Source organism: Xenorhabdus lircayensis (assembly GCF_016306625.1).
In the GTDB taxonomy this organism is placed as follows: Bacteria; Pseudomonadota; Gammaproteobacteria; order Enterobacterales; family Enterobacteriaceae; genus Xenorhabdus; species Xenorhabdus lircayensis.
In genome coordinates this window covers 1-1,783 of sequence record NZ_JACOII010000085.1, presented here as the reverse complement: position 1 = coordinate 1,783, position 1,783 = coordinate 1, and the positions used below count along the sequence as shown (strand labels likewise).

Here is a 1,783-nt window from a genome sequence, read left to right as displayed (position 1 = left end):
AACCCGATCCGGTTATTCCGCTTGTCACACCGGGAACAGCCCCTGCGCCCGACACCGCCGAGGATACCCGGACATTACTGTCATTGTTTCAGGCGGAGGAATGAAATTCTGATGGAAAATAATACAAATGGCAACGATAACGATTCGAAATTATCCAAACGCACCGCATCAGCGCCGGAATGCCTTGTTTCCGCAATGTATAAAAGGTCACTATATGAAAAATAAAATAATTTAACGTGTTAATTAATTTGCAGTTTATTAACGGGACGTTTCTGTACCGGAACACAATATGACACACCAAGGAAACAATAATATGTTAAATAATGAGGAAACAATGGGCTGGGATGCGTTGCTGGACGAGTATTTCTTCTCACGAATGTTACGGCCGGCCACCGAATGGAGTTATCGCAAGGTAGTGCGGGTCTTTATCCGGTATCTGGGGGAAACGGGGTCGCCGGAGAGCGTGACTCACCGGGATGTCCTGCGCTGGCGGCGTCATCTGCTGACGGAAAAAAATCAGTCCCGGTATACGTGGAACAATAAGGTGGCGCACCTGCGGGCCATTTTTAATTTCGGGATGGAAAGAAACCTGTTGTCACACCCCAAAAATCCGTTTAACGATGCGGCAGTCAAAAAAGAGAAGAAACAAAAGAAAACCCTGAGTAAGGCTCAGATAACCGGGATTTACCTGCGGATGCAGCAGTATGAGGAGGAAGAATGTTTACAGACTTCCCCACGGGGCGGACGCTGTGCCTTATACCCGACAGGGTACTGGCTGACCGTACTGGATACTTTCCGGCTGACGGGCATGCGCCTGAACCAGCTGTTGCATCTGCGGTTACGGGATATTAATCTGGACAACAGTTACATTGAGTTGCGTGTGGAAGGCAGTAAAAACCACAGTGAGTGGCGGGTGCCGATGATCCCGCAACTGAAACCCCGGCTGGCGCAGCTGGTTGAACAGGCAGAAGCCTGTGGGGCGAAAGAGAATGATCCGCTGTTTGATTTAACCCGCCTGCGTTTTCGTCATCACGGACGCCATGTCAGTTATCAGTACAGTCATGACAGAGAAAAGCAGCATCTTCGTTCTTTCTTTAACCGCCTGTCGAAAGAGTGTGGTTTTGCCGTCTCTCCTCACCGTTTCCGTCATACGCTGGCGACCGAACTGATGAAGGCGCCCGATCGTAATTTGCAGCTGGTCAGGTGCCTGCTGGGACACCGCAGTGTGGCGACCACGATGGAGTATATTGATATCGATATGGAAATTGCGGGTAAAACCCTGGCGAATGAACTGGCGTTTTATCTGGATCTTGCTGTGTAATCCGTTAACGTGAGGTAAAAAAACAGGGCAGGATATCCGCGGGATTGCCCTGACTGTGTCACTGGATTAAGGGATGGTTTGGAGGTGGAGACACAAAACGAAGAAACCGGGAAGTGTGCTCAAAGAGCACTTCTGAACATCACCTGACTTGACATCAGAATCAATTACTGAAATCATTACTTTCAACGTAAAAAGGTGAGCACAACTGTGTTCACCTGACTTCGTATAGAGTGGCTGTTTTTAATTTATTAACTTACGCAAAGTAATAGATTATATTCATTAACATTTGCTTAACAGCACTTATTTATGACTCATCTGTTAAGTTATTGATATCACTTCAACAAACGAGTTTTAAAATTTGGTGCCCGGACTCGGAATCGAACCAAGGACACGGGGATTTTCAATCCCCTGCTCTACCGACTGAGCTATCCGGGCTAACGGAGCGCATTAAACCGTATTCAG

General features: G+C 47.6%; 1 protein-coding gene and 1 tRNA gene. One reads left to right on the top strand and one right to left on the bottom strand.

What is annotated here, in order from left to right; translation table 11 throughout:
• Nucleotides 1-313 precede the first annotated feature (313 nt).
• On the top strand, nucleotides 314-1,321 hold the full coding sequence (locus H8A87_RS19265; RefSeq protein WP_198691494.1) for a tyrosine-type recombinase/integrase: 1,008 nt from the start codon (nucleotides 314-316) through the stop codon (nucleotides 1,319-1,321).
• A gap of 359 nt (nucleotides 1,322-1,680) precedes the next feature.
• Here H8A87_RS19265 and H8A87_RS19260 read toward each other — a convergent pair.
• Nucleotides 1,681-1,756: transfer RNA gene (locus H8A87_RS19260), tRNA-Phe, on the bottom strand.
• Nucleotides 1,757-1,783 lie beyond the last annotated feature (27 nt).